General features: G+C 56.9%; 20 protein-coding genes. 10 read left to right on the top strand and 10 right to left on the bottom strand.

Features of this window, described 5'->3' with window-relative positions; genetic code table 11:
• The first annotated feature begins 280 nt into the window (after positions 1-280).
• The gene (locus OHL22_RS23465; RefSeq protein WP_263342244.1) at positions 281-637 is read left to right on the top strand and encodes a bleomycin resistance protein; all 357 of its coding nucleotides are present in this window, start codon (positions 281-283) and stop codon (positions 635-637) included.
• Positions 638-662: 25 nt separating this feature from the next.
• Here OHL22_RS23465 and OHL22_RS23460 read toward each other — a convergent pair whose 3' ends face one another.
• From OHL22_RS23460 to OHL22_RS23445, 4 genes are all read right to left on the bottom strand, one after another.
• A complete protein-coding gene (locus tag OHL22_RS23460) occupies positions 663-1,766 on the bottom strand; it encodes a YncE family protein (protein ID WP_263342243.1) in 1,104 nt (367 codons plus the stop codon).
• 92 nt (positions 1,767-1,858) lie between these two features.
• Entirely contained in the window at positions 1,859-2,359 is a 501-nt protein-coding gene (locus OHL22_RS23455; RefSeq protein WP_263342242.1) for a hypothetical protein, read from the bottom strand.
• A 115-nt stretch (positions 2,360-2,474) separates the two neighbouring features.
• Positions 2,475-2,903, bottom strand: a complete 429-nt coding sequence (locus OHL22_RS23450; RefSeq protein WP_263342241.1) for a YtxH domain-containing protein — start codon at positions 2,901-2,903, stop codon at positions 2,475-2,477.
• 270 nt (positions 2,904-3,173) lie between these two features.
• Positions 3,174-6,833, bottom strand: coding sequence for an Ig-like domain repeat protein (locus tag OHL22_RS23445; RefSeq protein ID WP_263342240.1), 3,660 nt, complete (start codon positions 6,831-6,833; stop codon positions 3,174-3,176).
• 490 nt (positions 6,834-7,323) lie between these two features.
• Here OHL22_RS23445 and OHL22_RS23440 point away from each other — a divergent pair, with 490 nt between their 5' ends.
• Genes OHL22_RS23440 through OHL22_RS23415 form a run of 6 tightly spaced genes read left to right on the top strand, consistent with a single transcriptional unit; the run spans position 7,324 to position 11,669 of the window.
• A complete protein-coding gene (locus OHL22_RS23440) occupies positions 7,324-8,988 on the top strand; it encodes a cellulose synthase family protein (protein ID WP_263342239.1) in 1,665 nt (554 codons plus the stop codon).
• Positions 8,989-8,997: 9 nt separating this feature from the next.
• Positions 8,998-9,291: a BrnT family toxin gene (locus OHL22_RS23435; protein ID WP_263342238.1), complete on the top strand. Its 294-nt coding sequence runs from the start codon at positions 8,998-9,000 to the stop codon at positions 9,289-9,291.
• A complete protein-coding gene (locus OHL22_RS23430; RefSeq protein WP_263342237.1) occupies positions 9,278-9,496 on the top strand; it encodes a hypothetical protein in 219 nt (72 codons plus the stop codon). The genes OHL22_RS23435 and OHL22_RS23430 overlap by 14 nt, the downstream gene beginning before the upstream one ends.
• A 59-nt stretch (positions 9,497-9,555) precedes the next feature.
• On the top strand, positions 9,556-10,926 hold the full coding sequence (locus OHL22_RS23425) for a M24 family metallopeptidase (protein WP_263342235.1): 1,371 nt from the start codon (positions 9,556-9,558) through the stop codon (positions 10,924-10,926).
• An 11-nt stretch (positions 10,927-10,937) separates the two neighbouring features.
• Positions 10,938-11,279 carry a hypothetical protein gene (locus OHL22_RS23420; RefSeq protein ID WP_263342234.1) on the top strand — a complete coding sequence of 114 codons (342 nt, stop codon included), beginning with the start codon at positions 10,938-10,940 and terminating at the stop codon, positions 11,277-11,279.
• A 3-nt stretch (positions 11,280-11,282) separates the two neighbouring features.
• The gene (locus OHL22_RS23415) at positions 11,283-11,669 is read left to right on the top strand and encodes a hypothetical protein (protein WP_263342233.1); all 387 of its coding nucleotides are present in this window, start codon (positions 11,283-11,285) and stop codon (positions 11,667-11,669) included.
• 85 nt (positions 11,670-11,754) lie between these two features.
• Here OHL22_RS23415 and OHL22_RS23410 read toward each other — a convergent pair whose 3' ends face one another.
• The 6 genes from OHL22_RS23410 to OHL22_RS23385 form a co-directional block, all read right to left on the bottom strand.
• Positions 11,755-12,576, bottom strand: a complete 822-nt coding sequence (locus tag OHL22_RS23410) for a porin family protein (protein WP_263342232.1) — start codon at positions 12,574-12,576, stop codon at positions 11,755-11,757.
• Between the two features lie 198 nt (positions 12,577-12,774).
• Positions 12,775-15,846: an Rne/Rng family ribonuclease gene (locus OHL22_RS23405; protein ID WP_263342231.1), complete on the bottom strand. Its 3,072-nt coding sequence runs from the start codon at positions 15,844-15,846 to the stop codon at positions 12,775-12,777.
• Positions 15,770-16,258: a hypothetical protein gene (locus OHL22_RS23400; RefSeq protein WP_263342230.1), complete on the bottom strand. Its 489-nt coding sequence runs from the start codon at positions 16,256-16,258 to the stop codon at positions 15,770-15,772. Before OHL22_RS23400 ends, OHL22_RS23405 begins: the two co-directional genes overlap by 77 nt.
• Positions 16,259-16,372: 114 nt before the next feature.
• On the bottom strand, positions 16,373-17,473 hold the full coding sequence (rodA, locus tag OHL22_RS23395; RefSeq protein ID WP_263342229.1) for a rod shape-determining protein RodA: 1,101 nt from the start codon (positions 17,471-17,473) through the stop codon (positions 16,373-16,375).
• Entirely contained in the window at positions 17,473-19,698 is a 2,226-nt protein-coding gene (gene mrdA / locus OHL22_RS23390; protein ID WP_263342228.1) for a penicillin-binding protein 2, read from the bottom strand. The genes rodA and mrdA overlap by 1 nt, the downstream gene beginning before the upstream one ends.
• A gap of 272 nt (positions 19,699-19,970) precedes the next feature.
• Complete coding sequence (locus tag OHL22_RS23385) at positions 19,971-20,876, bottom strand: GntR family transcriptional regulator (protein WP_263342227.1); 906 nt, start codon at positions 20,874-20,876, stop codon at positions 19,971-19,973.
• A 158-nt stretch (positions 20,877-21,034) separates the two neighbouring features.
• On the opposite strand from OHL22_RS23385, the gene OHL22_RS23380 reads away from it, so the two are divergent.
• The 3 genes from OHL22_RS23380 (at position 21,035) to OHL22_RS23370 (ending at position 24,852) form a co-directional block, all read left to right on the top strand.
• The gene (locus OHL22_RS23380; protein ID WP_263342226.1) at positions 21,035-21,754 is read left to right on the top strand and encodes a sterol desaturase family protein; all 720 of its coding nucleotides are present in this window, start codon (positions 21,035-21,037) and stop codon (positions 21,752-21,754) included.
• A 122-nt stretch (positions 21,755-21,876) separates the two neighbouring features.
• On the top strand, positions 21,877-23,274 hold the full coding sequence (locus OHL22_RS23375; protein WP_263342225.1) for an isoprenoid biosynthesis enzyme family protein: 1,398 nt from the start codon (positions 21,877-21,879) through the stop codon (positions 23,272-23,274).
• Positions 23,275-23,310: 36 nt separating this feature from the next.
• Positions 23,311-24,852, top strand: coding sequence for a DHA2 family efflux MFS transporter permease subunit (locus OHL22_RS23370; RefSeq protein WP_263342223.1), 1,542 nt, complete (start codon positions 23,311-23,313; stop codon positions 24,850-24,852).
• Positions 24,853-24,930: the final 78 nt, after the last annotated feature.

The following is a 24,930-nucleotide window of genomic DNA, read 5'->3' as shown; positions in this document are numbered from 1 at the left end:
ACACAGTTGGAATCTTCACAAACCCCTGGACAGGAAAGCACATTGAGGTGCCCGGAGGGGGCTTCGCACGGTTCTGGGTTGAGTTCGAATTTGGAAAATGGCTTTTCCCCGATCTAACCGCAGGCTTTAATCTATTGCATCCGGATCTGGTAGCGGCCACGGAAAGGTGCTTTGGCCTCCCTCTCATTCAGGCCGGGCGTCTGCTATAGACAGAATCCTCGGCAGCGGTTGGATTCTCTAAGGTACGATTAAGGTCCATCAGGCGTCCGGAGGATAGGCCATGATCAAACTTGTCCGCATCGCGCCAGAATTCCCCGTCTCCGATCTGAAGGGCTCACTCGCGTATTACGAGCAAAAGTTAGGTTTTCAGTCCGTAATGGAGATGCCACAGGGAGACTACGCAATCGTAGAGCGTGAAGAGATTGCTATCCATCTCTTCCGCAACAATCCCACCTCCTCCACGCCTGTCGCAATTCACATATTTACTGAAGACCTCGAAACATTGCATGCCGAGTTGACGCAACGGGGTGCGGACATCACGCAGCCGATACTACGCAAGTCATGGGGCAATCGCGATTTTCGCGTGAAAGACGAGTTCGGCAACGAACTGAAATTCACAGAGCCACTAAGCCAGTAGCTCTGTCTCGATCTTCAGAGCGGCCTTATTGCTGAGTCGCCCAAGCCAGCCCATCCGGCTCACCACCAGCCTCAATGTGCCCTACGACCTGCCAGCTACTCAGGTCTACTACCGCCACATAGTTATCCGGCCCGCACGAGATAAACGCCCGCTTGCCATCAGGCTCAATCAGAATCCCAGCAGCCCCATGCCCAATCGGCACTCGCTTAAACTCTTTGCGCGAAGCCACATCGTAGACGACAAGATTCCCGCCACCCAGCATCGAGATCAGGACATATTTCCCATCCAGCGTAAACTTCAGCCGGTTCGCACCTTCGACATCAGCCTGAATCGTCGCCACATTTTTCTTTGCCTTCAGATCGATCACCGAAAGCGTCCCATCATGCGCGTTCGCGGTCCAGAGCTCGCCTCCGTCCGGCGAAACATCAAATCCCTCATCGCCCGGCCCCGCAGGAATCACCGTCTGATTCCAGTCCATTCGGGGTGGTCCACCAACCCCGGGAGGCATTCCGGGCGGTGGTCCCTGCTGTCCCGGCGGAGGCCCCTGCTGGCCGCCCGGCCGCATCGGCGGCGGCCTCAGCGTCTGTTCCGTCTTCTCGAAATAGCTCACCGTGCCCGAATTCACATTGGTGGTGTAGATATGTGACTCATCCGGCGTCACATAGATCATGTGCGTCCGGTTCTGCCCCGTCCCAAGGATCAGATCAATTTTTTGTGTTGCCGGATCGTAGCGCGCAAAGGCCTTCGCACCCTCTGCGGTAAACCAGACCTTGCCCCCGACGAAAGCGAGCCCATGCGGCCCGTTCAACGCTCCCGTATCAATGTCAGCGAGAGCCTTCTGCCCGATCAGATCGATCACATTCAGCGTGTGATAGGCTCCGCCTCCATAGATCGATACATACGCCGTTTTGCCATCCGATGAAGCAATCACTTCGTGCGGATCGGCACCCACCGGCGCCTTCGCCACCACCTTAAATGTTGTTGGGTCAACAATCGACAGCGTGTGATTCCGCTTCGACAACACAAGCAGCGACTGTGACGGCGTAGGCTGCGCCACTGCAGGCAAAGCGCCACACAACACAATCGCGGCGACCGATGCCGCAACGCAAAGAGAGACTGGAGTACGCATGGAATGCCTCGCGCAGATTATCTAACTACGGAAGACGTAAAGAAGAAAAGATCAGACTACAGTCAGAGGGAAGTTCCACGTCCCGCCGCGTTCTAAGCTCCGCCGCGCGTGTTCCCATTCGAACCGGGAAATGAGCGATAGGTATCGACAGTGGCCTTGATCGCCGCCAGCACGCCATTGAGTTGGCGCACCGGAGTGGCAACCGTCGTTTCCAGCGCATTCCCTGCTCGCTCCACACGATCCAGTCCCACCGTGAGCATCGAGTCGATACGCTGCACCTGCCGCTTGATGCCATTGATCAACTCCGCAGGAGAAACATCAATCTGCGTCGCTTCTTTGCGAGCCTTCACTGTAAATTCTGCAAGTGCGTCCGTAACCGTGATCACTTCCGGATAAATCTTATCCACGAGCTGCCGTGTGGAATGCACCATCGGCATCACCGTCGTCTTCAGCTCATCCGTCGCATCCGTGATCAGCTTCGCTGACTTGCGAACCGAAAAGAATATCCCCAGCAAAACAAATGCCTGCAGCAAAACCGCAGCGCATGTCGCCCCCACAAAAATAATCAGTAATGTCTCACTCTGGAAAGTCATCGGCACGCTCTCACTGAATTACGAATGGTCGCGCAAACTCGTTAAAACGCGAGGGGCGCCTGTCGCCAAGCGCCTCCGCACATCATAAGCGATTCGCGTGCAACGATAGGTTCAATTACGTTAGCGGACCTTCACCCGGTGCAGCCGTAGTTTCCACGTAGGCGTGTTTGCCTGCGTCTACCGCAGCCGACACCTTGGCTGACTGGTCGTTCACAAAACCCTTGCCGCGCTCCACAAAGTCTTCCCACTGCGCCCGGCCGCGGTCTACGATATCCTTGCCGCGCTGGATATACTCATTCGCCTGCTCGCGGGTACGATGCGCATACTCGCCGGCCTGCTCCTTGGCACGATCCACGTATTGCCCTGCCTGATCGGCATACTCGCGCCCGCGCACCCGAACGAAGTCCGCTCCATCCTTGGCTGAGTTCGCAATATCTTCACGCGTTTCACGACCACTCTTTGGCGCATACAAAATTCCCACCAGCGCCCCGATTCCCAAACCTGCCAGGAACCATCCAAAAGCCTGCTGATTATCATTCGCCATACGAAAGCTCCTTTCCCAATAAACCCGAGCAGGACCAAGACTAACAAATCCAGTGATCCAAGGCCTGAACGCGGTACGTTCAGCCAGTGTAGAACACCGTCCCCCTCGATACACCCAGATTGGACGTAAGCTTACACATCCAAGTTGCTTTTCCCGCCGAATGTCCACACCAGGCGTCACATTCCGCACAATTTCGTATATTGGCCACCTGAAAAGGAAATGGGGCATACGGCTGGTATGCCCCATTTTCAGCTTGTTTAAGATCTTTCCCTACAAGACCTTTACGTTCACAGTTGCAGTTGTCGTCAAATTTGCATTCTTCGAGTCAACACCCGTGACGCGGAACGTATATGTGCCCGCTGTAATGAACTTTGGAGTGCTCACACAAGCTGTAAACCCGCCAATGGCCACAAGTAACAGGCATGAGACGATCATCGCTTTCCATCGACGCTTACGTGCAGGAATGCCAAACAGCACACAGAACGCCAATACTGCCCCTCCGCCTGCAAGCCACTTACCGGGACCAGGTGCGGACTCCATCTTGCCCAGCGTGACACCATTCGGCAGCTTCGAGCCTTTGCCAAAGAACAGGATCGTTGTCGTCGCCGTGCCGCCGGCCGTCACCGTAACCGAGGCAGGCAGCATTCCGCACAAAGGCGGCGATGAGGTCTGCGCGGCAGCAGAAATAAGCTGACATGTGATATCCACCGTTCCCGCATACGCGCCGGTCGAGGTCACAGTAAGCGTTCCGCCACTGGTCGAGTGTTCCGAAGTCAGCGTCACGTTGAGATTCGAAATCGTGAACGGAGGAGCCCCGGTCACGTCCACCGTATTCGAAGTCGACGCGGCATAATTCGTATCTCCCGAATATCTGGCTGTGATCGCTTCCTGCGTATCCGGAATATTGACCGAATTAAACGTCACCGACCCGCTGGCAAGAACACTCCCGCTGCCTGCCTTCCCGGTTAGAGTGCCGCTGACCAGCACCGTTGATCCGCTCATCAGTTCCACTGTTCCTGTCGGAGCAGCACCTGCACTGGTAGTCGCCAGCGTAATGGTGAAATCGAACGGCTTGTTCTGGTAGCTCGTCTGATTTGCCTTAAGCGTAAGCTGCGTATTGTTCTTCGCAACTACCAGGCTCTTTGTCGCGGAACTGGGTTCAAAGCTCGCGTCGCCAGAGTAAACAGCGCTGATGGTGTAACTGCCTGGCGTCAGGAACTCACCGCTCAACGTCACCTTCCCATCCGACCCGAGCGTGTCCGTGCCGAGATTCAAAGAACCGGCCGTAAGCCTCACAGTGCCTGTAGCCGTTCCATCGGGAACAATCTGTCCATTCACCACGGTGGAATGGTTCCCATACGGCTGAGCCGTTATCGAAATCGGATATCCATACGGCACCGGACTGGATTGTGTGTATGCCGAGCCATTCGCCGGATCTGTCTCACTCACCGTTAGCGCCGTCGTGCTCGGCTCAGGAGTGATATTGACCGCAACGGGTGAAGACGAGCTCATCGTATTCACAGCCGATCCGCCGTAATTCGCAATGAAGTTGTAGATACCACCTGCCAGCAACGGCACGTCGATCGTACCCGTGCTCCCTGTCGCATTCAGTGCATACGTTCCAATCGTCGTTGACGTGCTGCCCATATCCGCCAGCACCATCACATTGCCCGTCGGATAGTCGTTCTGACTCGTCACCGTTGCGCTGGCTGTGATCGGTAGACCATGTTGCACAGTCGTCGGAGTAACCGTCAGGTTTGTCGTCGTTGTGGACAACCCCGCAACAGTCCAGCTCTTGATCAGATTGCTGATATTCAGGCTGCCGAAACCAGTCGCCAGATCATAGCCAACACCCGCGTCATAACCAGCCATGAAGTAATTGCCCTGTGTATTCAAACTGCAATCGGGAGTTCCCGAAGTACACGGAACTGAGTTGTTCCCACTCGTAACATCGTGGAACACGCTTGGCGTAGTTTTCGCCAGGTTATACAACGCGTAGTCCACCTGCCCCTGCCGTTGCCCTGTCGCCTGATGCAACATCGCCAGCACGCCGGCCATCGTGGGCGCTGCAGTCGAAGTTCCTCCGATAATCGTGATGTTGAAGTTTCCGTTATTGTCCTTGGTGCAGTCGGTTAGCGCGTTTCCGTTGACATCCGCATCCTGATCGGTACAAATGCCCCATGCTGCGTAGTTGAAGCCGTCTCCAGAAAAGAATGAAACATCCGGCACATCGCGAACCTGATCCGCCGGCACTCCCGTTCCCGCCTGCCATGAGGGTTTCGCATAACCCGACGTGCAGGCTGGGAATGTCCCATTCCACGAACCAACAGCACAGTTGCTCTTTCCACCACCGCCCGAGGCAATATTCGGATTCCCGATGCCATCGAGGTAAGGAATATTCGTGGAATAGGCTCCGGGAGGCGAATTTTGAATCGAATCATTCCACGGGCTTTCCGGTATGTATCCCAGAGCCGAAAGCAGCGTCGTTGGATTTGAGTCGGCGGAAACGTAGTTGAGTAAATCCTGCCCTGTTCCATTCGGTTCCGCAAGAACCGCAAAATCCGTACCACCGACAGCCACGTTGTAAGGCGTCGAAGCCAGTCCGTTGACCTGCAGACCATAATCAGCAGGCGCATCAACAGTCGGATCGTCGCATCCCGCTGATCCTGAATCACCGGTCGCGACTACGACGGAAATACCCTGTGCCGCAGCCTGCTTCCAAAGCTCCTGGATAAATTCATTCCCGCCAGTGCCCAGTGCCGCTTCGCAGGTGCTGAAGCTCATGCTCAGAATGTCCACGATGTTATCGTTCAGCGCCCGCTCTGCGGCCAGCAAAACGCCCGACGAGGAAAACGTGGTCTTTGCAATGTAGAGATAAACGCTGGCTCCGGGCGCAATACCGCCAGCAATCTCTGTGTCCAGATACGCTTCCGTAGTATCGGCGCTGTTCGTCTCACCGGGGTCGGTTCCGTCCACCACCACCGTCGGCCCCACAGCCGAAAGACCAAAGAGCTGGCGGTAATTCAGATTCTGCGGGTAGCCACTACTGCCCGAGCCCTGAATATTCGAGTCGCCCAACACACCAATCTTGCTCCCGGTTCCCGTATACGCAGAGCCCGTAGCACCGCTGTTCAACGCCGGATTGGGTGAGTTATAGATGGTCGCCGCATCCGCCGGCCCAACCAGCAACACCTGATAATTAGCGCCAATCTCATTCGGCCACGATCCCGTCAGGCTCGGCTGGGCCCTGTGCGTCCGAGGATTATAGGAAGCCTTGTTTGCCCGCCGGATCTGCGGCTTCGGCACAAAATCGTTCATCGACGCAATCCCTGCAATCGCCGGAGCGAGCGCCGCTGGAATCTGGGGATCCGTCGCATTCGCGTGATGCATCACGCCGTTCACTTCATACAGATGAATCTGAGTGTGAAAAGCCTGCTCCACCTGTCCCACATTCCCAGAGAACTCAATCGCATCCCGCGCCGCATTCGGCCCAGCCACCGAGAACCCATACGACTGAAGCCACGCGGTGATCGCCGAAATATCGGCATCGGAAGCCCCCCACTGCGCTCCATACTGCGCTGGTGTCAGCCACTTGTGAAAATTCGGCGAGTTCTTATCCTGGAGCGATTGGAGCATCGCTTCCAGCCCAAGCTCCTGCTGCGCGCTCCGCTTCAGCACCAGCACCATGCGGTCCTCCGCCAGCGAAGCCGGAGCTTCCCCGCGATCCGCCGCCCGGGTGGCCAGAGGATGGACATTGCCCCTCAAGGTTACAGTCTGCGCATCGTCCACCGTCCGCGTAATCAGGGCGGGCCGGTTCGATTGTGCCATCAGCGTCAGCCCGGATATCAGCCCTCCGCTGAGAAGGATTGTCTTCACCAGGCAACGCAACCAGCGTTCCGCCGGCCTCAAAGCAGCTTTATGCGCACTCATGAATTTACCTCGATTGAAAGTCTTTCGAATCTTCTTCGGAGCGTATGAAAACGACTCGTTCCTTGAGAAAAACAAAATCTGCGACCAATCCTCTGCACATCACAGACCGCGGTATCTCGGCCAAAAAACAGGAACCGTTTACCATTGCCATCGTCATGAAGCTGGATTGCATGTCGATCCACGAAAAGACAACAGGCAGCATCGCTAGCACTCTTCATCGTTCCAGTATGTGAATCGAAAAACCAAACGAATTCTACCTGAAAGTAACCTGCCAATGGTTATCTATGTTCTTGGAATATCGAGCACAGTTCTTCCGCTATCCCATTTTGGAGGCACATCCGCTCCACCTCCATTGCTCAAAAGGGTCATTTGATCTCTTCAAAGCGCCCTTCCAGCCCCATACCCGGAATCTGCATCAAATGTTTTGCCGTATGATGAAAGTTACGGGAGTTCCAGGAGGCTCATACTGAAAGCCTTGATGGCGAGTCCTATGCATATTTCTTCCCTACTGTGGCACGGGTTTCAAACCGCCCATTATTCTGCCTTTTTCGCACCGCAAAACGGCTTCCGGCACTTCCTCCACACGCAGAATGCCGACAAACCCTTTCGCGGCCTTTACACCCTCAACGCCTTTGACGCCTCACTGCTCATCCCATATTTCATCGTGATGATCCTGCTGGCTATCTACGGCGTACATCGCTACCAGCTCGCCTGGACCTATTTCAGATACCGCAAGAACTACAATCCTGAGCCGCCTCAGCACTTTGCCGAACTGCCATACGTGACCGTGCAGCTGCCCATGTACAACGAGCAGTTTGTCGTCGATCGCCTCATCGAGGCCGTCTGCGCCATGCACTATCCGAAGGACAAGCTTGAAATTCAGGTCCTGGACGACTCCACCGACGAAACCAAAGAGGTCGCGCGAGCGATCGTCGACCGCTACGCCGCTCTCGGACACCCCATCGTCTATATCCACCGCGAAAACCGTCATGGCTTCAAAGCTGGAGCACTCGAAGAAGGTCTCCACATTGCCAAAGGCGAGTTCATTGCCATCTTCGACGCGGACTTTGTTCCCCCGCCTAACTGGCTCATGAAGGTCATCCATCACTTCGCCGAACCGGAGATCGGCATGGTCCAGACACGCTGGGGACATCTCAACCGCAACTATTCCATGCTCACCCAGATCGAAGCTATCCTGCTCGACGGCCACTTCGTTCTTGAGCACGGCGCGCGTGCCCGCTCTGGCGACTACTTCAACTTCAACGGCACCGCAGGCATGTGGCGTCGCCAGGCCATCATCGATGCAGGCGGCTGGCAGCACGACACCCTTACTGAGGACACCGACCTCAGCTACCGTTCGCAACTCGCCGGCTGGAAATTTAAATACCTTCCCGACATCGAGTGCCCCGCCGAGCTACCCATCGAGATGACCGCCTTCAAAACCCAGCAGGCACGCTGGGCGAAAGGCCTCATCCAAACCTCCATCAAAGTTCTACCGGTCGTCTTCCGCTCTAAGGCTCCGCTGCGCATCAAGATCGAGTCCGTCTACCACCTCACCGCCAACCTGAGCTACCCGCTCATGGTCATCATGACCGCCCTGCTCATCCCCGCGATGATCATTCGCTTCTACCAGGGCTGGTTCCAGATGCTGCTCATCGACTTCCCGCTCTTCACCGCATCCACGCTGTCGATCGCGGTCTTCTATGTCATGAGCCAACGCGAGCTCTTCCCGCGCACATGGAAGAAAACTTTCCTCTATCTACCCTTCCTGATGGCTGTCGGCATCGGCCTCACAGTGACCAACACCAAAGCCGTGATGGAAGCCATCTTCGGCATCAAGAGCGCCTTCGCCCGCACCCCCAAATACTCGGTTGCGAAAAAGGGCGAAAAGTCCAAGGCCGGTAAGAAATATCGCAAACGTCTCCTGCTCTCTCCATGGATTGAGCTAGCCATCGGAACGTATTTCGCCCTGGCCATCGTCTACACCTTCATCAACCAGAACTATTTCACCGCGCCGTTCCTGATCCTCTTCGTCATGGGCTATTGGTACACCGGCCTGATGAGCCTCTTCCAGGGTCGCTTCGACCGCTGGAAATCCGGCGGAGCAAACACGAAAGACGAGTCCAGCCCCAAACCGTTTCCTGTCGGCGTGTAACCTGAGGCAATGGCAAGCGAATACGAGGGACCTCAGATAGTCTGGGATCCCGCAAAGGCTCTCATCAATGAACGCAAGCACGGCGTGACCTTTGAAGATGCCGCGACTGTTTTTCTTGACCCGCTCTTGCTAGTTGTTCCCGATTTGGCGCATTCTCAAGAGGAGGAGCGCTGGGCCGCTCTCGGCAGAGCAAGTTCGCAGTTGCTCCTCGTCGTTATTCACACGGAAAATATAAATACAATTCGCATCATCAGCGCGCGAAAGGCCGAGCCTCGCGAAAGGAGGAATTATGAAGAGCGATGACAATGAAGATCTGGAAAACGACATTCAGCCGGAATATGACTTTTCGAACGGCGTTCGCGGCAAATATGTGGGCCGCTTCCCCAAAGATGCAGTAATGGTTCTTCTGGCTCCCGATGTCGCTGCAGCGTTTCCCGATGCCGCTTCAGTCAATGAAGCCCTGCGCATCCTCATCAAGGCTGCTAGAACTGCCAAGCCCGCAGCCTAGATTCTCTTCGCCGCTTTCTGCGCTTGACAGCTTTCCTCCACGCACACGACGCTAATCCTATGCCTCGTGCCCTGCGTTTTTTGTCTTCTCCGCTGCTTCTGATCTTCTTCGTCACCCTCGGAATCTCATCTCTCCATGCCCTCGAAAAACAGCCCGCTACCACCTACCACGCCCGCCGCGTAGCCCTCGCCGCCAAGCTGAATGGCGGAGCAGCCATCCTCTTCGCCGCCGAAGAGCCGCTGCTCGACTTCATGCCCTACCGCCAGGACGAGGATTTCTACTACCTCACCGGCTGGAATGAACCCGGAGCAGCGCTCCTCATCGTCTCCGAATCGCAAGGGAATGCATCGGCCTCCATCGCCCCACGCAAATATCGCGAAGTCCTCTTCCTGCCCACCCGCAACCTGCGCATGGAAAAGTACACCGGCATCAAGCTCGACGCCGCTACGCCCGGCGCAGCTCAAACCGCTGGTGTCGACGAAGTGCAGCCCATGACAGCTCTCCCCGAGCTGCTCAACGAATACGTCTCCAAAGACCGCAACCTTGCTTACAAACTCTGGACTCAGCCTCTCGCACCACAATCCCAGCCCGTCGTAAGCTGGCTGGCAACCACACTCGGCAACGGAGCGGCGCCCGCAACACATGATGTCACCGGCCTCACCGCCGAGCTTCGCATCATTAAGGACGAGGGCGAGCTGGCTCTCCTTAAGAAAGCCGCCGACGCTTCTATCGCTGCGCAGCTAACCATGATGCGGGCCACCAGACCGGGCGTAACCGAGCGCGCTATTGCAGGCAAAATCCTCGCTACGCTTATGGAAAATGGCTGCGAACGCCCATCCTACGCGCCCATTGTTGGCACAGGCATCAACTCCACCACGTTGCATTACTCCGAAAACTCCGCCACGCTCAAAGACGGCGACATCATGGTCGTCGACGCCGCAGGCGAGTACAGCATGTATGCCTCTGACCTCACCCGCACCGTTCCCGTCAACGGACACTTCACGCCACGCCAGCGCGAGATCTACGATGTCGTCCTCGGAGCACAACGCGCAGCAATCGCCGCCTTCGTCGCCGACAAGTCCACCATCAACGACCCGCGCCACCTCGATCCCAACTCACTCGACACCGCCGCGTGGAACTATATCAACACCCACGGCAAAGGTCTGCACGGCGAGCTACTCAGCGACTACTGGATTCATGGCCTCGGCCACATGGTCGGCATCAACGTGCATGATCCCGCGAATTATCCCGCTGTTCTCAAGCCCGGCATGGTTTTCACCATCGAGCCCGGCGTCTACATTCCAGAAGAAAAAATCGGCGTGCGCATTGAGGATACTTTCGTCGTCGGCCAGGACGGCAAGCTCATCGATCTCGCTGCCAATCTGCCTCACACCGCCGATGAAGTCGAAGCGGCGATGAAATCAAAGTAGGCAGCGCAACCATGGATCACGAAAACCACATCGATTCCGCTCAACTCCAATCGCTGCAGCAAGCCTTTCGCGACCAGCTCCTCGCATGTCTTGAAGAGTGCACCCGTGGCCGTCACGGTCTATTCTCCGATGTAGAGCATCTGCCCGCCGACACCACCGAAATACAACCATGGCCAGAAGCCGCGCGCCTCCGCGAGCTCGCCTTCGCTCTGCAATCGATCCTCGCCCAGAGCGAAACATCCGATCCCCTCTGCGATCAGTTCCTCGACCTCTGCACCATCCACGGCGAATACGACCCCGGCGAACCGAAACTCGCACGAGCCTTCCTGCAGCAGATTGAAAGTGGCATGTAAACCATGAACATCTTCCGCGCATTCCTTGCTCTGCTGGCTGGCTTTCTTACGATGGCTTTGCCCACCGGCATCATCACCACCATCCTCACGAAACAAGCCCCTCAATGGGTCGCCGTGAAGGATCGCCCGCGCCCTGCCTATCTCATCGCAAATCTGGCGTATTCACTTGTCTTCGCTATCGCGGGCGGCTTCGTAACCGGCATCGTAGGCCGCGAAAATCCGCTCCACTACGCGCTTATTCTCGCCATTGTCGTACTGCTGCTCTCAGGCATGAGCGCTGTCTACCAGCGCGGAAAGCAGCCTGTCTCATATCAGATATTGATGATTGTTCTCACTCCAGCTTGCGTAATGCTGGGCGGCTGGCTTCGCTATAAATCCATCATTGGATAAACAAATTACTTCCATACAAAACGCCTGCTCCGTTGATACTTCACAGAGCAGGCGAATAAAAGACTTGAGCTAGAGTAGAGAGAATCTACCACCGGACGCCAAGTGTAACCGGAATCAATCCAGTGGTCCCCAGACCATCTGTCTGATCCAGACCCGGCGTGTTGATCCACACATATCGGGCTTCGGCATACAGCTTCATATTGCTATAGCCCATGCTCGAATCTCCCAGCCGATGCGTAAATCCGATACCCCCATTAACCCCACCTTGGTTGCTGGAGAAATGACTGACAACAACGTTCTCGTAACCAATTCCGCAGAAGTAGTAGCATTCTTCCACTTCTTCAGGATCGGTAAAGCTCGTGACTTTGCGGTAGAAACCTCCACCACCCGTCACATACACGCTGTTCTTCGCTTTCGGAAACAGATCAAACACCGGATCAACCGTCAACGACCAGATATGAGCGTGGCCGCCTTCCGCACCTGCGTCGGCAATAAGGCCACCGGGAAGCTTATTGTCCATGAACTGGTATTCGATCAGTGCACTCAATCTATCGGTAAATTTGTAGCCCGCGCCCACAGTGAAGTTGCCGCCCCACGTAATGAACGGCTGATCGTTGCCAATCGGAGCATTCCCGCCTCCACCCGCTTCAAATGCCAAGCGGCTCGACCAGTTATTGCTGTGATACCCGTAAGTCCCGTTTTGCCCCGCAGCCATCGCAGGCGACGGTGAAGCAGGCAACGCAGGGTCTGCATCGAACGCAACAAGCCCCTGACTGGAACTCGAAAAATTGTCGTTGTTTTGCGACTGAGCTATCGCAGGAAAAGATCCTGCGACAAATAGCAGCGCAGCGGGGAGGGCTAAATAACTCACACGTAGCCGTAGCGGCAGGGAACCGCGATTAGACATATCTTCGACCTCAACCTTGAAATAACTGCTTGCTTACAGGAGTCGTGCAATGCTCCTGTTAAATCCGTTAGACACATTTCTGCGATAAAGGTTGCGTACTCCCGCTAAAGCAAAAAGGGCTGAGTTTCAAAAACTCAGCCCTTTCAGACAAACATCAGAAACATGTAAGCGATACGTCAGGAATTACACATCACTACGCTATCCCTGAATATCGAATTGCTCCGGATGCAGTGTTGCATCGCTCTTCACCAGCACATTCTTGCCCGCCAGTTCCTCCAGCTCCGTCAGCCATTTCGCATTGTTGGCCTTCAGCGCCTTCGCCGTCTCTGGATTCACGCGCAGCAGCACTTCATTCTGATCAAAATGCTTGCGCATCTTGCGAACTTCGACATAGATCTCGTTCGCAACCGTCGCTGGGCTCTTAACCATACCAGTCGCCTGGCAGATCGGGCACGGCACGCTCAACGTCCGCTCCAGTGACTGCTTCACGCGCTTGCGTGTAATCGCCACCAGACCAAAGTCGTTAAACTGCAGCACCTTCGTCGGCGCGCGGTCCTGCTTCAATGCTTCTTCCAGCGCAGCCATCACCCGTGCACGATTCTTGCGCTCATCCATATCGATAAAGTCGATCACGATGATGCCGCCCAGATCGCGCAACCGAATCTGCCGCACAATCTCCGGAATCGCATCCAGGTTCGTCTTAAGGATCGTGTCCTCAAGCCGCGCCGTCTTGCCCACGAACTTGCCTGTGTTGATGTCGATCGCCACCAGAGCTTCCGTCTGGTTGATCACAATCGATCCGCCCGACTTCAGCCACACCTTCGAGCGCAGCGCCTTTGAAATCTCATCCTGAATGCCGAAGTGCTCAAACAGCGGCACTTCCTTCGTGTACAGCTTCACGCGCCGCACCAGCTCTGGCGAGAAGCGGTTCAGGAAGCGCACAATCCGCTCGTAATCCGCTTCCGAATCGACCCAGATATGCGAGAAGTTATCGCTCACCTGGTCACGCAAAATGCGCTCGATCAGGCTCAGATCGTGATAAATCAGCGCTGGCGGACGCGAATTCTCCGCACGCTGCTTGATTTCATTCCACAGATTGATCAGGAACCGCAAATCCGCGCGCAGCTCATCTTCCGTCGCGCCCTCTGCCGCGGTGCGAACGATAAATCCGCCCGAAGCCTCGCCGCGTTCGCTGATCAGAATCCTCTTCAGTCTCTGCCGCTCATCATCCGAAGCAATCTTGCGGCTCACGCCCACATGGCTCACCGTCGGCATGAACACCAGGAACCGCCCCGGCAGCGCAATGTGGCTCGTAATCCGCGCACCCTTCTTGGCAATCGGTTCCTTCGCAATCTGAACCAGAATCTCCTGCCCCGGCTTCAGCAGATCGCTGATAATCGGCAGATCCGTCGTCTGCGCTGAGCGCCGCGAAGGCCCGCGGCGTCCCTCGCCCCGTCCGTCACCGCTGCGGCCATCACCACCTCGGCCACGGCGTCCACGGCCACGATCACCTCGCTCGCGCCCACCCTGCTGTCCAGGCCGGCTCGGAGCCGCAACCGCAGCCTCCTCGCCTTCCTCACCTTCTTCTTCCTCAACCGACTCAACCTGCAGCCGATGGTCGAGCTGAGCCTCTTCCAGCATCTCGCCCAACGCCCCCGAGCGAATCTGCTGCTGCAGCGTCTCCTCCTCCAGCTCATCAAGGTCATGCTCGTCACCGTGATGCGCCTTCAGCGGAGAAAACTCATACTCTTCCTCTTCAATGACCTCTTCTTCCACGAGGCCATCACCCGGCGCATACGCTGAAACCGAAACAGCTACCGCAGGCTTGGGAGCAGGCTGCTCGGCCATCGGCTCATGCCCGTACTCCGGCTCGTCACTTTTTTTCCGCCCACCAAACAGATCCGAAAACCGGAATTCACTCGGCGGCAATGGATCAACATTGTGACTCGCCGAAGCATCGTGAATCTCTTCTTCCTCGAACTCCTCGCCCTCAGTCGTTTCGTTCGCCGCGTGCGCAACCTCAGCATGTTCTTCATGAACTTCGTGCGCTTCGGGAGCCTCGCACACTTCCTCAACCACTTCGGTCACCGGAGTATCATGAATCTCTTCGACGGTCTCTTCTACTGGGACCTCTGCATGTGCCTCGGGGGCGCCAGCCTCATGCTCCACCTCATCGAAGACTTCCTCATGCACCAGTTCATGCACCGTTCCTGAAATCTCCGAGAACTCAAACGTTCCATGGCTGTGCTCGGGAACGTGCTCTTCACCGCCGTGCGCTGGCAGCGCAAACTCACCCGAAGGCTCAGCATCCACCGCAGCCGACGGCTCCGCGAACACCGGCGCATTCTCCACCTGCCGATGCCGCGCCAGCGACTCGCCCGGCAGCAGCCCGAGTCCATCCCATACAATCTCGCCCTCGACCAGTGTCGACGGCTTCGACACTGTCCGCAGGGGCGTCGACTCTACCGGGGAGGACGGGACCTCTGTAATCGTCAGCCCACCCGCCTTCGGTGCGTCCCCACCACCATTCGTGCTTCCATACTTAGACAGCGACTCACCGGGCAGCAGAAACGGCGTCGCCGCAGCCGGCTTCGACTCCGGCACCGCTTCGTGCGCCGCAGCCTCAATCTCCACCGCGGGCAGCTCCGCCTCTTCGGCGTCAACCTCGGGCTCGGACGAAGCGCTCTGCCCCTCGGTCCGCGCCTCAGCCTCATCCCGTCCGCGGCCACCCCGTCGTCGGCGGCGTCCCCGCCAGCGGCGCGCACCCTGCTCCATCTCTTCGCTGACCGGGGCAGACTCCACCGGCTCAGTCTCGCCGCCCTCAATCAGAATTTCCGAAGTAGTCGGCGCGAAATGCAGCGTCGCATCTCCGCCTTCGTATGTTGTCGCCTCGGGCTCGCTGACGTTCGAGGGGCGGGATTCGCCCCTGCTTTCGCCGCGCCGTCCGCGGTCCTCGCCGCGTCCGGAACGCCCCTGCGGCTGCCTCTGCGTGCTACCCTGCACCGCCGCGCGCTCAACCTCGTCCGAATCTTCCTGGTCTTCCATCTCCAGAAAGTCCGTGACATACAGGAACGCGTCGCGCTCCAAGCCGATGTCCACAAATGCGGACTGCATGCCCGGCAGGACTCGCGTCACCCGGCCCTTATAAATCGAGCCGGCAAGCGTATATTCGTTTTCTCGCTCGTAATAAATCTCAGCGAGCTGATCGTCTTCCAAAATCGCAAGCCGCGTTTCGTGCGGCGTGCTTGAAATACAAATTTCCTTGGCCATATTGCCTTTCCGTCCCAGGGCGTTTACCCATCGGGACCCACGGCAAGGCCGACTGCAATCGAGACACACAATTCAGGAATGGAGAATCAAAACGAAGCTGTTCGGGAAGAGAACCGGCTGCGGCTCCCGTTTCGAAGCCAAACTCTGCCGGAAAAGAACCGTCGATGGGACCCAGCCAAGAGGGAAAGCGGCCGGACAGCGACCGTTCGTCGAACCCGTGACGAAAGCGCCACTTACAGCAATTCATTGCGTTCAGGGAGCGGGCGGCCTGAAACGGCGGCCCGAAAACAGCGCGAAAAACCTTATCTTCGGAACGCATCGCTCCTGCGTCACCAGACGCCGAAGCCGCGATCCCGGAAGTTTCCGTCATATCAAAGCGCTGCCAACGGAAAACCCATCCCTGCGTGCTCATTCATCCAATCCTGCCGGGGCTGCTTGCAATCGAAACCTGCCGGCGAAGTGATTGATCTTACTAGACTTCCATGCTCCAACTGCGAGCAGGAAGGAAAAACTTTGGTTGGAATGCCTAATTCACGAAACGGCGCATGCGAACATTCATCACAACGCCAAGCGCCATAAAGGTGACCATCACCGAAGACCCGCCGTAACTCATTAACGGTAAAGGAATTCCGGTGACCGGCATAAAGCCGATGACCATGCCTACATTGACCGCAATCTGAAAGGTCAATACAGCCACGACTCCCATCACTACTAGTGAGCCGGAGATGTCAGCGGCGGTTTGAGCGTTTTGAATCAAACGCATCAATACAAGGAAGTATAGCAGTAGAACAAGAAACGCGCCGGTAAACCCATGCTCTTCACTAAATGCCGCAAAAATGAAGTCCGCATGAGGAATCGGCAAAAAATCTCCCTGCGTTTGCGACCCTTGCTCCGCGCCCTTGCCCCAGATTCCGCCCGACCCCACTGCAATCAGCGACTGCCGCACCTGGTACCCCGTCCCCTTGGGATCGTTATCCGGATTCATGAAGCTCGTAAGTCTTGCTTTCTGATAAGGTTTCAGCACCTTACCGCTCATCCAGACGCCCGTGATCGCCACCAGCCCCACAGTGGTAATAATGGCCGCCTGCTTGAAATTGATGCCGCCCAGAAACAGCCCCGCCAGCAATATCGGTGTATACGTCAGTGTTGTTCCCAGATCCGGCTGCATCAGCACCAGTAGCATCGGCGCGCCTACCAGTGCCATCGCCTTCAGAATGTCACGCCACGTCAGGCTCTGTCCGCCCAGGTTCGCAAAGTAGCGCGCCATCAGCAGAATCAGCACCAGCTTGAGCCACTCCGAAGGCTGAAACAGGACAGGCCCGACCTTCAGCCATCGTTTGCCGCCCAACGCCCTGTGACCAACCAGCTTCACCGCCACCAGCAGCAGGAAAAATGTGCCGTAAAGCCACCACACAATATCAATCAACCGGTGATAGTCGATCTTCGAAAGGACAAACATCGCTATCAGGCCGCCCGCGATCCAATACATCTGCTTGGTGTGGAATCCGTGATACTTCGGAATCAGGTGCGTCGCCGAATAAATCTCCAGTACCGACAGCACACACAACGCCAGCACCATCAGCAGCAATGCCCAGTCAAAATCGCGAAAGCTTAAATACCGCCGCATCAGCGAGTTCCCCCGCCAACAGCCAGCACCCCGCGAAACCGCTCAGGCAACCCAATGACTTGCCCCAAATCTGGGTGCCCCCGGTCTCGATTCTGAGACCGGGGAGACAGCGACTCTGGGTGCCCCATCCTTTCCGCGTCTATTGCTGAAAGGGTGGGTACCACGGAAGCTTCGTCCTCAACGGCGGAACGGGTGGGGATCTCGGATGCCCCATTCTCCAGCCCCGCAATCGACCCATCCGGCCCAATCAGGAAATGTCCGCCCTGCATCCCGCTCGCCTCGAGCGCCGCAATCTCCGGATCTCCCTTGTCCACGCGCGTCTCGTGCCGCCCAGCATCCCGACGCGGAGCAGACCAGATCGCGCCCATCTCCACCGGCGCGGTCTTCTGCGGTACAACAAGCAGATTTCCATCCTGCCGTCGCTTCTTGTTCACATAGGCCGTAACGATCTGCGCCGCAATCTTCGCCGAACCAGATCCCCAGTCGCCGTGCTCTTGCAAGACCACCACTGCAAACTCCGGATTCCTCCGCGGCACCATCCCCACAAACCAGGCATTCGGCGTCTTCGCTCCACCTCTTACGTGCGTGTCGCCGCCGCCTACCACCTGCGCCGTTCCCGTCTTGCCCGCAAAATCAATCCCTTCCAGATGCGCTCCCTCAGCCGTGTGGTACAGCCCCGGAGTTGTCGCCTGCGCCATCCCCTCCGTCACCGTCATCCACGTATCTTCCCGGAGCGGCAACTGCCTGTCGCCTGAGCCCCCGTATGTTTCCAGCACCGCTTGGTGATAATTCGAATTTAACTGGTTTGGATTCACCACATGCGGCCGCACCAGATGCCCGTCCGAAGCAATTCCCGAGACCGCACGCAACAACTGAATCGGCGTCACCGCAACGGCGCCCTGTCCAATGCCCACGGAAACGACCTCACCGGCATACCACTTCTGATGGAAGGTCCGCATCTTCCACTGCGTCGAGGGCATCACGCCTGCCATCTCACCTGGTAGATCGATGCCCGTCTTCGATCCGATTCCCAGAGCGGTTGCATACTTCGCAATCGTGTCAATCCCCAGCTTCGTCGCCAGATCGTAAAAATACGTATCGCACGACATCGGGATCGCCTCATGGATGCTCAACAATCCATGATGCTTATCGCACTTGAAGAAGTGCCCATAGAAGGTGCCTCCGCCATTGCACATTACCTTCAAATTCTCGGCCACTCCCTCTTCCATCCCCGCGACCGACATGATGATCTTGAACGTAGAACCCGGAGCAAGCTGGTCCTGGATCGCCTTATTCATCAACGGATGCGCCGGATCGGTGATCAACTGATTCCACTCCGTCCGTCCGATCTTCACCGCAAAGGCGTTCGGATCGAAGCTAGGATGCGACACCATTGCCAGAATCTCGCCGTTGCGCGGGTCCATCGCCACCACTGCGCCATTCGCATTACCAAGCGCCAGCTCCGCGGCGCGCTGGATATCGTTGTCAATCGTCAGCCGCAGATCCTGCCCCGGAGTAGCCAGCTGAATCCCGCGCCGTCCAACTTCTCGCCCATGGCTGTCCACAATCACATCCATCGAGCCATCTTCGCCACGCAGAATTTCGTCGTACGTCTCCTCAACCCCCGCCTTGCCAACCACATCGCCTGGCTCATAGTAGGCAAACTTGGGATTGTTCAGATCGTCTTCGCTCACCTCGCCCACATACCCGATCAAATGCGATGCAAATCCGTCCCTCGGATACAGCCGCCGTTCTTCGTCGATCGTCTCCAGCTCCGGCAGCTCGTTGCGGTGAGCCTCGATAAACGCCTGCTCATCTGGAGTAATGTCCTGTTTGATCGGAATCGGCTGATAGCTCGGCGTAATCCGGAACTTCTTCAGTGTCGCCCGCAACTGGTCCAGATCCAGGTCCAATCCCTTGGCGATCAGCGGAAGGTCGGCTTCAACGTTGTGGCTCTGCTCACGCACCAGGAAACACGATACCGATGGATAGTTATCCACCAGCAGCCGCCCTTCTCGATCAAAGAGCTTACCTCTCGGCGCCAGAATCGGCACCTTGCGAATCCGGTTCTGCTCGGCCAGCGCCCGGTACGAATCCGCACCCAGCACCTGAAGCCTCCACAATCCACCGATCAGGACGAGCATCAATGCCAGAATGCCGTACTGCGCCGCCGTCAACTTGATCGGCGGCAGCTTCTCATCGCGATTCACTTTTTCTTGAGGCATGGTTCGCGAAACACCGCTCCATTAAGCATAGCCTGAGCCGTGATTCCCCGCTCCCACCCTGCGGAAATCCGGTAATCCCGCAGTAACGGGGAAGGACCAAGCATGACCGCAAGGACACTTGGAATCGGGGATTTCCATCACAAGTCCCGTGCAATCCCAGGGGCTTGATTTGAAGGTTTGGTTTTTGTCTCTGGCGTTACTTCTCAATATCTATTCTTGTCATCAAGCGGTGGAAAGGTAAAAATCCGAAGGCTTCGGCAGCATCAAGGCCCCTATTTCTCAATCCCGAGAGACAAGAGTATCGAAAGCTCCTTCAGGCAATCGGCAGAGATAAGTTGATGGTGCACCTTACGATTGCAAGACACGAGAGATAAGGTAATCGAGTCACAAAACACCAGATCAACCCCGTGCATGTCTACCACTTTATCGGTCGACAACAGAAGATCCTGGTACGTGTGTTCTCGTCCAATCGAGGGAGCTAGAAGGCTTCGTGCGGTTTTCAATAGGCTTTCGCTGACCGAGACAACAGCGATATTCGATGGAACCTGCAGATCGCGAATGACAGCGAGGTAGTCTTTAGAACTGGAATATTCAATTGAAAAACATGGACGATGAACAGGAACGAACTGCGCCAGGCTCCCGGTCATATAGGTCGGAGCTAGAACCTGGGCCCCGATGGCCAGGCCGTGTTCTCGAACGATATCGATGTACGAACAAGACTCAACCCGCCATTGGACCTTCTCTTCAATCTCGCGCTGAATAATCTTGCGTATCCCCGTCTCATGTTCCACAACGAGAAGATGGTCCGCGCTCTCTTCAATAAGGTGTTCGCGCAAGCGGTTCCGTAACGTCTGAAGCGAATAGCCGAGGCTCCTGGCACGTCGAATGGTCTCGTTGATAAGTTCGTCCAGCCCGAGATCCGACTGCTGCCCTTTATTTGCGGGAATTCCGACAACCAAGCGACTCCCCCGCTTTCGCGTAAGCCACTCACGACGCACAAGATCCTGGTACGCTTTGCTGACGGTATTGTGGTGCACCTTGGCGCGACGAGCCAAGGCACGCACACTCGGCATCTCTTCTCCGGCCTGGAGCTCGCCAGTAGTAATCAGGAAAACAATTTGCTCTGAGAGTTGCTGACGGAGCGGCACATCGCTGTCCTGACTTAGAGAAATGTTCATGAACTAGGTGATTCTACTCCTGGATTCTGTCTGATCTCTTCCCATTGCGAAAGTGTGGCCTGCTGTGACACTCCCAGAAACTGTCATGCGCTCGATGGAGCCTGAGGAAGAGATCGCCTATTTTCAGTTCACAGAACTTCACGTAACTGGAGAGAGACATGATTCCAACCGCAATTATCGTTTTTGCCACTATTCTGTTTTTCGTTGCTGAACGTACATTTCCGGGACGGGAACTTCCCGAGGCACCAGGGTGGTACGTGCGTGCAACCGTCCTGAATTTGGCGCAGCTTGGGGTCGTCCTGCTGGCCGGCGTTGCCTGGAACCGATGGCTTCAGGGCTCTTCACTCTTCCACATTCCCCGTAGCATGCCGCCATTTCTTGCGGGCCTGCTGGGTTGGTTCATCGGAACCTTTCTTTTCTATTGGTGGCATCGCGCGCGTCACCATTTCGATCTGTTCTGGCGCGTGTTCCATCAAGTCCATCACAGTCCGACACGTATTGAAATGCTGACTTCGTTTTATAAGCATCCCGTCGAAATCATCGCCGATTCCATCCTCGCCAGCTTGTTGATGTTTTGTCTCATGGGAGCTTCACCGGAAGCGGCCGCTTGGTTCAATGCCTATGCGGTTATCGGTGAGTATTTCTACCACAGTAATCTGAGAACTCCTCATTGGATTGGTTACTTTCTACAGCGCCCAGAGCACCACTCTATCCATCACCAACTCGATGTCCACGAGTTCAACTACGGAGATATCACTTGGTGGGATCGTATATTTGGCACCTTCCGCGACACTGCTGAATTCGCACCCTCGTGCGGCTTCCCCAACAACCACGAGCAAAATCTCGGACGCATGATCGCATTTCACGACAATTACTGAATTTGGAACTAGGACATCGCGTTGATTTGCGAAGCTACCCTCTTTGTAGGGCATACCTAATCATCAAGCGCGCGAGCAGAGCGAAGGAACCATCATCCCCGACTCAACGTATTTCCAATCGTATGGATAAGCTCTATAGCTGGCCCTGGGTCGAAGAGCAGTCCGCCACAACCAGTGCCCTCTGGCACGAATGCGATACCGGACCGGCTCCCGAAGCTCCGCTGTTCACCGCCCGTCAACAACACCAGCGCGAGCGCGCTTATGACGAAGCTCTTTACGCGGTAGAGGCCGAACTAAAGCGGGCCTCTAAGAATCTGGGCGGCTCCTCTTCACGGCGTTTTCCACCATTCAGATGGATTTTCCCAGCTCCTCGGCCCGATTTCGGCACAAGCAACCATGAACAGAATCTAGCCACCCAATCTCGCGTCACCGATGCCTTCGCCCAATTCGCCGCACAAGGCCTCGACCTCAGCGCTGATGCCATCGATCTCCTGACCCGCGATTTCCTTCCCACCGGCACGCAGCTCGCCCGTTGGGCGCGCAGCTTCGATCCCTCGCTCAGCATGGCCGACATCATCCAGGCCAGCCGCAATGCGTGGACAGCCTGCGGCCTCCAGCCGCTTTTCGGTATGCCGCAGCGCCTCACCCCGTCCATCCTCGGCTACAGCCTGCTCTACCCGTACAGCGATAACCTCCTCGACCGCGAAGATCTCAGCTCCGCAGCCAAGCTCCATTTCAGCGCCCGCTTCCGCCAGCGTCTCTACGGCAAAGAACTCCCTATCGACGATCCGCGCGAACTCGCCCTCCAGACCATGATCCACCTCATCGAAAGCGAATACCCGCGCGTCGATTTTCCACATGTCTATGATTGCCTGCTAGCTATCCATCAGGCGCAGGAAAACAGCCTCTGCCAGCTTAGAAACCGAGATCTCAGCGAAGCAGAAATCCTCGCCATAAGCTGCGCCAAAGGCGGCACATCCGTCCTCGCCGACGCCATCCTCACCCGAGGCTGGCTCACCGCACCCGAGATCCATTTCGCTTTCGAATGGGGAGTGCTCCTGCAACTCGGCGACGACCTGCAGGATCTCGCCGAAGACCAGCAGCGCGGATCCATGACCCTCTTCACCCTGGCGGCTAAAAGAGGCATTCCCCTCGACGATCTGACACGCCAGCTTCTCCGCTTCTCTGACCGCGTTGCCGCCCGCTTGGAGCAGCTTCCACACGGCACGCCCACCTTCCGGAGCCTGCTCCGCATGGCCTGGCGCTCTCTCATCCTCTGCGCCATCGCATACTCGCACCAACACTTCTCCAGAGAATTCCTCGCCGAAGCCGAATCAATCTCCTCCTTCCGCTTCAGCTTCCTTCGCAACCGCCGCGACCGCCTCGCCGGCCGCCAGGGCCTCTACAAATCCCTCTTCGACGCCTTCCTCGCAGTCCCTGCGACGGGTCATGGAGACCTGCCGACTCCCGAATCCTTTAGCCCCGTTTTCTCGACCGAAATGCCCTCTCTGGTTCCCTGACCAGCTATAACAGAATCTGCATCCTAACCAACGCAGATGGCCACTCCTCCCCAAACCCCACTAACAGTTAAGCCTGACCCCGCACACCCCACTTCAGGACTCGGCGAATCTCCGATTTCCGCCACAGCGGGACCAGCCGCCGCGCTTGCAACGCCGCTTCTTTCGCCATCCACACTCAAGCTCCTTCCCTGGCTCGTCGCCGTCGCCTTCTTCATGGAGTCGCTCGACACCACCATTCTTAACACCGCCGTCCCCGCCGTCTCGGCCGCTATCAACGTCGCCCCACTGGCCATGAAGGCCGTCCTCGCCAGCTACACCCTCGCTCTCGCCGTCTTCATTCCCATCAGCGGCTGGATGGCCGACCGCCACGGCACACGTCGCGTCTTCGCCTCCGCCATCGGCATGTTCACCCTCGGATCACTCCTCTGCGGCCTTTGCAGCAACATCCACACACTCGTTCTCTGCCGTATCATCCAGGGCTTCGGCGGAGCCATGATGGTTCCCGTAGGCCGCCTCACACTCGTTCGAGCCTTCCCCAAATACGACCTCGTGCGTGTGATGAGCTTCGTCACCATCCCCGCGCTCATCGGGCCTATGTTCGGTCCCGTCGCCGGCGGACTCATCGTCCACTATCTGCACTGGCGTCTCATCTTCTTCCTCAATCTGCCCATCGGCCTGCTCGGCCTCGTCATGGTCTACCTGCATCTTCCCGACTACCGCGAAGAAGGCACCGCGCCTATAGACCTCGTCGGCCTCATCCTCTTCGGCTCCGGTATCGGTTTGCTCTCTTACGTCCTCGAAGTCTTCGGTGACCACACCCTGAGCATCCGCGAAATCGCCGCGCTTCTCGCCATGTCCGTTGCCCTCATCATCGGCTATGCGGTCCACGCCAACACCGCACCACATCCGCTGCTGCATCTCGGCCTCTTTCGCATCCGCACCTTCCGCGCCGCTGTCACCGGAGGCCTCGTCACCCGTCTTGGCATCGGCGGCGTCCCTTTTCTTCTGCCGCTGCTCTATCAGGTTGGCATGGGCATGAACGCCGTCCAGTCCGGCTTGCTTCTCATGCCGCCAGCCATCGCCTCCGGCATTATGAAGCCATACATGTCCGCCATCCTCCGCCGCATCGGCTATCGCGGAGTTCTCGCCTCCAACACCATCCTCATCGGGGTCCTGCTTATCCTCTTCGGAACCATCGGCCTCAAGACACCGATCTGGCTCATTCTCCTGCTCGTCTTCATCTACGGCGGCTTCAGCTCACTCCAATACACCAGCATGAACACCCTGGTCTACGCCGACATAGACGACGAAGACACAAGCAACGCCAGCACCATCGCCAGCACCATGCAGCAGATGGCCATTAGCTTCGGCGTCGCCATCGCGGGCTTAGCGACCGAATTTTTCCTGCCGCCCTCCGCCTACCAGCAGCCAATCGTCTTCATCCACGGCATCCACAAAGCCTTTTATTTCCTCGGCGGTCTGACCATCCTCTCGACGCTCGTCTTCCGCAGCCTGCGCCCCGGCGACGGCGAAAGCGTCAGCCAGCACAAAACCACGCCCGCGTCTGAACATCCTTAATCCTTCATCGGAAAACTCGATCACCGTAATATCGATATATTCGTCCACAAGATCTGTGGTGACGCTCTGGTTGAATCC

Origin of the sequence: Acidicapsa dinghuensis (assembly GCF_025685685.1) — a bacterium.
Taxonomy (GTDB): domain Bacteria; phylum Acidobacteriota; class Terriglobia; order Terriglobales; family Acidobacteriaceae; genus Acidicapsa; species Acidicapsa dinghuensis.
This window is presented reverse-complemented; position numbering and strand designations above follow the sequence as displayed.